The organism is Pseudomonas sp. 31 R 17, assembly GCF_900004915.1.
In the GTDB taxonomy this organism is placed as follows: Bacteria; Pseudomonadota; Gammaproteobacteria; order Pseudomonadales; family Pseudomonadaceae; genus Aquipseudomonas; species Aquipseudomonas orientalis_A.
Genome location: NZ_CVTN01000066.1, coordinates 1 through 7,471, shown reverse-complemented (window position 1 = coordinate 7,471; position 7,471 = coordinate 1). Strand labels below are relative to the sequence as shown.

At 48.7% G+C, this 7,471-nt stretch carries 7 protein-coding genes; 6 read left to right on the top strand and 1 reads right to left on the bottom strand.

The genetic code is table 11. The annotated features are described in order from the left end of the window. From BFP89_RS16210 to BFP89_RS27590, 5 genes are all read left to right on the top strand, one after another. Nucleotides 1-3,744: DUF637 domain-containing protein (locus tag BFP89_RS16210; RefSeq protein WP_256097358.1), on the top strand; the 3,744-nt coding region annotated here is incomplete at its 5' end. Next, nucleotides 3,744-4,367 (top strand): hypothetical protein, encoded by a 624-nt coding sequence (locus BFP89_RS16205; protein WP_065886466.1) that lies wholly within the window; start codon nucleotides 3,744-3,746, stop codon nucleotides 4,365-4,367. The genes BFP89_RS16210 and BFP89_RS16205, both read left to right, overlap by 1 nt. Nucleotides 4,368-4,521: 154 nt before the next feature. Continuing rightward, the gene (locus BFP89_RS16200) at nucleotides 4,522-5,001 is read left to right on the top strand and encodes an SMI1/KNR4 family protein (protein ID WP_065886465.1); all 480 of its coding nucleotides are present in this window, start codon (nucleotides 4,522-4,524) and stop codon (nucleotides 4,999-5,001) included. Between the two features lie 181 nt (nucleotides 5,002-5,182). Beyond that, nucleotides 5,183-5,560: a hypothetical protein gene (locus BFP89_RS16195; protein WP_256097357.1), complete on the top strand. Its 378-nt coding sequence runs from the start codon at nucleotides 5,183-5,185 to the stop codon at nucleotides 5,558-5,560. A 264-nt stretch (nucleotides 5,561-5,824) separates the two neighbouring features. Continuing rightward, the gene (locus BFP89_RS27590; protein WP_083208081.1) at nucleotides 5,825-6,268 is read left to right on the top strand and encodes a hypothetical protein; all 444 of its coding nucleotides are present in this window, start codon (nucleotides 5,825-5,827) and stop codon (nucleotides 6,266-6,268) included. A gap of 76 nt (nucleotides 6,269-6,344) precedes the next feature. Here the strand turns inward: BFP89_RS27590 and BFP89_RS16190 are convergent, their stop codons facing one another. Further along, the gene (locus tag BFP89_RS16190; protein WP_057725484.1) at nucleotides 6,345-6,602 is read right to left on the bottom strand and encodes a hypothetical protein; all 258 of its coding nucleotides are present in this window, start codon (nucleotides 6,600-6,602) and stop codon (nucleotides 6,345-6,347) included. A gap of 179 nt (nucleotides 6,603-6,781) precedes the next feature. Between BFP89_RS16190 and BFP89_RS28595 the strand changes: the two genes are divergently transcribed. Further along, nucleotides 6,782-7,246 (top strand): hypothetical protein, encoded by a 465-nt coding sequence (locus BFP89_RS28595; RefSeq protein WP_141689097.1) that lies wholly within the window; start codon nucleotides 6,782-6,784, stop codon nucleotides 7,244-7,246. Nucleotides 7,247-7,471: the final 225 nt, after the last annotated feature.

Sequence of the window (7,471 nt, the reverse complement as noted above, 5' to 3'; positions counted from 1 at the left end):
GACGTCACCAACGACACCACCGCCATCCAGGTGCGTGACGGCGTCGGCATGCGCACCCTCACCGACACCAGCGCCGGCACCATCGTCGCCCGCGTCAAACACGAGACCCGCGACGACGGCGAGAAATCCAGCATCACCACCGACGTCAAAAACCTCGCCGCCAGCGTCACCGCGGGCGGCAACCTCAACCTGCAGGCCGGGCAAGACGTCAACATCATCGGCAGCACCGCCACCGCCGGCAAAGACCTCAACATCGCCGCCGGCCGCGACCTCAACGTCGCCTCGGTCAGCGACATGCACAACGTCGAGGGCAAGGAAAAGCACGGCAAAAAACGCATCAAGACCTCGGACGACCAGACCACCCAAGTGGCAAGCGTGCTGACGGCGGGTGGGGATTTTGTCAGCCAGGCCGGGCGTGATACCACGATTGTGGCGAGCAGGATCAGTGCGGGGAATGAGGCTTATCTGTATAGCGGGGATAAGTTGAGTTTGTTGGCGGCGCAGAACAGCACTTACAGCCTTTACGACATGAAGGAGAAGGGTGGCTGGGGCGCGAAGAAGACCAAGCGCGATGAGGTGACCCGCGTTACGAATGTGGGGACTGAGATCAAGACTGGTGGTGATCTGTCGCTGGTCAGTGGCGGTGATCAGCTGTATCAGCGGGCCAAGCTTGAGAGTGGTAAGGACCTGGCCATCACCAGTGGTGGTGCAGTGACGTTCGAGGCAGTCAAAGACCTGCACCAGGAGAGTCACGAGAAAAGCAAAGGTGATCTGGCTTGGACCAGCGCCAAGGGCAAGGGGAATACCGACGAGACGTTGCGTCAGAGTGAGTTGAAGGCACAGGGTGAATTGGCGATCAAGGCGGTCAACGGGCTGAAGATCGACATTAAACAGATCGATCAGAACACGGTTAGCCAGACGATTGATGTGATGGTCAAAGCAGACCCACAGTTGGCTTGGTTGAAAGAAGCCGAGAAGCGTGGGGATGTGGATTGGCGGCATGTGAAGGAGTTGCACGACTCCTTTAAATACAGCCACTCCAGCCTCGGCCAAGGCGCAATGCTGGCAATTATTATCGTTGTCACCGTGTTGACGGCGGGAGCGGCCAGTGCGCTAGCTGCTTCGGCAGGTAGCGCTGTAGGGGCCGGCTCTACTATGGCTGCCGCGACAGCCGCTACCGCTGCGACGTCGACCACCGCAGCAGTCGCAGGAACTGCAGCAGGGTTGGGCAACGTCATCGCGACTGCCTCGTTGACCTCGCTTGCCAGTACCGGCGTCGTCAGCACCATAAACAATAAAGGCAACTTGGGGGCCGCATTCAAGGAAACCTTCAGCAGCGACAGCTTGAAGCAGTCACTGATTGCGGGCGCTTCTGCGGGCTTTGTGAATTACGCCAGTGGCAATTGGTTTGGCGCGCAGAGCGACCCTGTAACTAACAAGGTAAGTGGACCAAGCGTCGTACCCCATTGGAATGACCCCGCAGCGATTGGCCGTTTTGGAACGATTCAATTGGCTGGCGGTGCCGTACGCGGAACGCTCTCTGAAGCTCTTGGACAAGGCAGCTTCAAGGATGCAATGAAGGGCAGCCTTTTCGATGTAATGCAGGCGACCGCGTTCACCGGCGTTGGTGATTTTGGTAATGCCTTCAAACTTCAAGACAGCGGCCTGAGCAAAACTGCACTGCATGCTGTTGTAGGTGGTTTGCTTTCAGAAGCAATGGGCGGCGACTTTAAAACGGGAGCGATTGCTGCGGGTGCTAACGAAGCCCTTATTGTGGCGTTGGATAAGTCGCCTTTGCTCAGTGGCAATGATCCAGCGGAACACGATCGTCTGGTCAATGCGGCTTCGAAGCTGGTGGGATTGGTCGCTGCCGCGAGTGTTGATGGCGATGTCGCCATGGGCTCGGAAATCGCCGGGAATGCACAGTCATACAACCGCAAGTTGCACGTTCAAGAAGAGAAACGACTGGCTCAAGAGGCCAAGAGTTTAGATGCCACCAAAGGTCAAAGCCGATCTGGTTTTGAGTGGGATGCGCTCCTAACGTTTGTTGCCGGAGGCGAGGTCGATCAGAAAACCAACAATGAGCTTCAAGGGATTCTGGCTGGTTACGGTCCTTCTAACCCTGAAGGGCAAGCATTAGGTGACGACCTGACTGTTGCGCGGGGAGTTATCACCAAGCTGCAAAACGAGAAAGTCCTGCTGACCTGGGGAGATGGCAGCCCCATTGTTGCCAACGGGGATCAGGTCGTTGCGTTCAAGTCCACAGAAAAGCAGTACAAGGATTCGCTGCTGTTCAATCCTTCAAGTAACACAACCTACAACAACGAACCTGGTGGCATGGGGGTTGTGCCTGATGCGTGGTCCGAGCAATACGGAGAGCGTACGGCTATCACGAAACTCCCTGAGATCGCCGCGCTCAGTTCTGACGCCGCCTCCCAAGCAGAGCAAATAGACCGGCTACGTGTTTTGGCAAGTGGTGGCATTAATTCAGATATTGATCTCAAGCTGCTTGCTGAGCTTATGCCCATAGGTGGAGTAGGCAAGGGAGCATTGTTAAGCGCAATCAAAGAGTTGGCAGCGCGCGACGCATTAGCGGTTAAAGGTACGGAGGCTATCGCTGGCAAGGCTGCAGAGACTGTTGCCGGAAAGGGCCTTGAGTCAGCAGCTGGTAGAGGCTTGGATGCGGCGGCGGGTAAGGGGACTGAACAGTTTGCCAACCAAGCACAGGCCAAATTAGCAGGCTATAGCCCATGCTGTTTTGCCGCCGGGACTATGGTCGCCACCCCTGATGGTGAACGAGCCATTGACGCGCTCAGGGTGGGCGATGTCGTCTGGACCAAACCTGAAGAAGGTGGTGAGCCGTTCGCCTCGAAGGTCTCAGCAACCCACATTCGCACGGATCAGCCGATCTATCAGTTGACGCTTGTGAAGAACGGCAGTGCCGATGAAGGTACCACTGAGACTTTGCAAGTGACGCCGGGTCATCCGTTCTATGTCCCTGCGCGCAAAGGCTTTGTGCCACTTATAGAGCTCAAGCCGGGTGATCAACTGCAGTCGTTGGGGGACGGAGCGACGCAAGATGCTTCGATCTCCGTTGTATCAATAAAGCTGCTGCAGTCGCAGGGTAAAACGTACAACCTGACAGTGGATATTGGACATACGTTCTATGTTGGCAAGCTAAGTACTTGGGTACATAACGTTGGGCCTTGTTATACCTGTAATGCGGGGAGCTGTTCGATTCATGAGGTGCCTTCTGCCGGATCGCCTGTAAGCGAAAGCCACACTGACCGGACGTTTCAAGAGCTTGTGCCTGACGGCAAAGTGCCTAGCGTTCGTAACGGCGCTTTCACACGTTGGTTTGACGACCTGTCGCCAGCAGAGCTAGACGTGCTTTGGGAAAATAGGGCTACCCGAGAGGCAATTGAGGCGAGAATTCGTCAGCCAGGGGGTTTGCATGAATGGTGTATGGTTTGTCGCGCTCCTGAATTCAAACAATGGGGGGTGCCGATGAGTGAAATTCAGCGTTTCAGAACAAAAACATCCGAATTGACATGGGTCAACCCTATTGATGGGGTACCAGGTGGTCACGGTGGGAATGCTTCAGGTGCTTTCCACAATGAGCTAAAAGCTGTTATTGATAACAGTAAGTCCCTAAACGAATTTAATAAGGGCGTAACGGCATTGCGTGATCGATGGAAAATCGATCCTTCTCTTTTGCCGGATTTACCAAGAGGAAGAAATTAATGCCTACCCTTTTAAATGACTGGTGCGCTTTTTGTGAGGGAAGAACTTACTTCGATAAGTCGCACTTTTTAGCGCTGTTCAAAGTGCATTCTTCTCTAGCTGAAATTACTGAAGCGTTAAGCTATTTTCCTCAAGCTGACAATTTGGTATCGCGCGTGAATGAGGTGATCCAAGCTGGTACGCTTGAAGATAAGTTATATCTATGCCCGACGATTGAATCTAGCGACTTTGAATTGATGCAAAAGGCAAAACTCTGGTTGCAAGCTCAGGCAAGTTTCTGTAAGTCTCTTGGAGACGACGAGTTGTACGGGATATGCCAACGTGCAAAATTGTTGTATGGAAGCAAAGATCAATTTAACGATTATGATAAATTAGACATTCCCAGCAATTGGATACTTGAACTGGTGGGGGATCAGGTCAGGGATTGCAGGTTGCTAAAAACAGAGCAAGAGTATGCACTGTTTGAGGCCCTTTACGGAGTTGCCGCTGATTATTATTTGGCTTGGTATATGGGGCAGCCTTTAATAAATCTGGATTTTGACTTTCGTTCATATTTTGAATTTTGGTGCTTAGGCGGTATTGGGTATCTCAGTGAAGATAAGTTCTTTGTTTGTCGAAAATAAAAGAGTGGGGGAAATGTACTTAGATCTGTTATGGCAGTACAAGACCTATTAGATAATATCTATCCCCCTTACTCTGTAAGTTGCAACTGGTTTCCGAGGTTTTTCAGTGGTGAACGTCACGTCGGGTGGGGATCGATGAGTAAAGGGGAATAAAATGCTCGCAGGCGTAAGTTTTAACTCTTATTTTGGCCAAGGTGATTTTGCTGATATCGACGCTTTTGAAAAAATGGCGGGGATAGTTTTTCCAAAAAAATATAAAGAAATTTCAATAGGGTTCAATGGCGCGTTTATTTTAAATAAGCCCGTTTTCAAGTTTTATAATCGCCTACTCGGCGAAGATGTTATGAGCAGCGCTGGCATGTTTTTGCCTTTCGGTGAAATCGAAGGAACATTTGAGACAATGGAGATGAAGTACCGTTATCCGCCAGAAGGCTTTGTTCAAGATTTAATTATCTTCTCAGTGTTAGGGAATGGAGACGCGCTCTGTTTTGACTATCGTGAAAGTCGGTTTCCTGACGATCCAGGCGTGGTGATGTGGCATCATGAAGCTGCACCAAATAGTGATTCAGAATTATCATTTGTTGCTTCCTCATTTTTAGAGTTTTTAGAAAAATTATTTGAAAGGTTATCTTAATAATAGATAAGCAGGAAAAGTGGGCGGGTTTGTTTAAATTCGAGCTGAAAGGAAAAGGGGACAGATTTATTTAAGTTAGAATTGAAAGGTATATTAAATAAATCTGTCCCCTTTTGTTCAGTCCCCTTTTGTTCACAGCAAAACTGGACACATAGGTGGTGAAGCTATGGGGGGGCGGAAAGTGATTATAGAAAAAACTGAGCGTTACAGTGATGAGCTTTTAGGGTTTGTAATTACCTGTCTGTTCTGCGAGGCTATTGATAGATCAGAGTTACAATCGTGGTGCGCAGGATTTTTAGGGGCGGAGGGAGCTCCAGATTTTTTATATGATTTGATTGAAATTGATGAGCCTATTTTCAAAATCTACAAAGTAATTGGCTATGTTCCAAATTGGAGTCACTCTAAAAACGAGGAATATGCTTTATATGGAATAGCACTGCTCCGTGGCACGGTACCCTACGATATGCCGCTTTCGGCTGCCGAAATGTTGGACGAGCTAGCCCGGTTGCCAGCGATACAGCATATGTTTCGTAAAGTATTTCCAAGTGTTGTATTTTAAAAGTTAGGATAGATTTTTTTGGGGTAGAGATGAGGGTGTGTTAGCAATAATGTGGAAATGAAAAAAGGGGACTGAAAACAAGGGGACAAATTTATTTAAATTAGAGTTGAAAAGCCTATTAAATAAATTTGTCCACTTTTGTTGTAGGTGCTATAAGGGGGTGGAGAGAAAATGGCACAGATTTATTTAAATTTTAGTTGGGAAAGTGTATCAAATAAATCTGTCTTATTTTGTTGTGCTTAATTGCATGGGGCGCGGCGAGTTATGTCGGATAAACAAGTATGTGAGCTGACGATTGATGATCTTAGTAGTTGTAGCGTTTGGTTCTTTCCGATGGACGACACCGTGGAGGTCGAATTAACTGTACGCCCCCTCGTCGAACAGGAAACGTGCTCAGACTTTCAGATTATCGTTCGAGCTGATTTTTTTGGTGAAAATGGCACTGTGTATTGCGGTTATTTGTATTGGGACTCCAATGTTGCAATTGAATACTTAAAGCCTGTTGTATTGTCTGAAACGGGAGAGGCCGTAAATTTTTGGAGCGGTATAGTAACTCCCGCGTGGGAAAGTTCGGAGTTCGCCGGTTTGATTAGATCCGAGTTGCCTATTTCTTATGCCTCAGAACCGCTTTTTGGTCTTCCTTCCATTTGCGGAAAACTGGAGGGGCTTTATTATCTTTCTGGTGATCAAGTTTGCTGTGTGAAATGACGAAAAAAGTGGACCGGTTATTTGGTTGGATTGCTCACGCACAAAGCGGGCGACACAAAGGCCGCCCGATTTTCACTCAGGACGGATCGGCATTGAGCCTGCGACTGATGACATCCAGCAAATCACACCCATCGCGCAGCGGAATGGCCAGCAAATGGGCGAAGTCTGAAAGCACGACGGCATCGCTGCTGAGTTGTTCGCGGAAGGCCAGGTTTTCCAGCAGTTGGGTGACGGCCCGAATGCGGTGCACGGCGGCGTCGTGAAGGACGTCGAGGGGTGCCTGGGTGTCGATGATCAGGGCTGGGATGGTGCAGTCGTGGCCGGTTAGGGGCATGAGAAGAATAGTCTGACCCCTATTTTTCAGGAAGCCACCAGCGCCGATGGTTTTATGAAATATATCCCTTTTGTGGAAACCCAGCGTATAGAGGGTGGTATTGATATCTTGGATTATAAGTCAAGAGTTAAGTTTGGATGTGAGTTGCTCGGTTATTCAGCAAGCCAAGGGTGCGCGCCATGAATGTTAAGAAATACCCGACAATAAAAATATTTTTCGTATTTTTATTTTGTCCTTTTCTCGCAGGTTTAATCATAGGGCCAATTTCTCTAATTATTATGCTGATAGGTCTGTTTAGTGATGCTCGTTTGCTGGGGCAAGTCAGAGGGGGAGAAGCGTTTTCAATCCTGTTGACTGCTCCGTTTTTTACGCAGTTAGTGTTTTTTATTCCTTCCCTTGTATTTGCATGTTGTATAAGTTTTGTTAAGCCAACTAAAACGTTTAAAGCTTGCCGGAATGTTTCGATCTGCGGAGCTGTGGTTGCTTCGTTGTGGATGTTTTTGGCGGACTGTTATTTGCTTCGTAATAGTTCTGATTACAGCTTTGTGGACAGCATGCTTACTGCTTCAATTGCTTTTTTTGGAGGTGCATTAATCACCGGGATGTTATCTTATTGGGTTTTTCCGAAATATTCTAATAGTTGAATTTGCAAGGGCAGGAAGGTTTATATGGTCGTGAGTGAAATCATGAATTAAATCAGTAATTTAATTAAGGGCATAAAACACCTGCCTTCTATTAAAAAGGTCAGAGAAGAATAGCGGTCTGACCCTGAGGAATCCCCGATTTTTCTTACGAAAAATCAAGAAGTTGGAGTTATTGAAGAAGCCTGCATGAGTCGGCAACTTGGTTTGCACCACACAAAAACAAGA

What these genes read in the sequence shown, in the direction of transcription:
- BFP89_RS16190 (WP_057725484.1), bottom strand. Translation starts at nt 6,602, where the DNA reads ATGCCCCTAACCGGCCACGACTGCACCATCCCAGCCCTGATCATCGAC.
- BFP89_RS16200 (WP_065886465.1), top strand. Translation starts at nt 4,522, where the DNA reads ATGCTCGCAGGCGTAAGTTTTAACTCTTATTTTGGCCAAGGTGATTTT.
- BFP89_RS16205 (WP_065886466.1), top strand. Translation starts at nt 3,744, where the DNA reads ATGCCTACCCTTTTAAATGACTGGTGCGCTTTTTGTGAGGGAAGAACT.
- BFP89_RS27590 (WP_083208081.1), top strand. Translation starts at nt 5,825, where the DNA reads ATGTCGGATAAACAAGTATGTGAGCTGACGATTGATGATCTTAGTAGT.
- BFP89_RS28595 (WP_141689097.1), top strand. Translation starts at nt 6,782, where the DNA reads ATGAATGTTAAGAAATACCCGACAATAAAAATATTTTTCGTATTTTTA.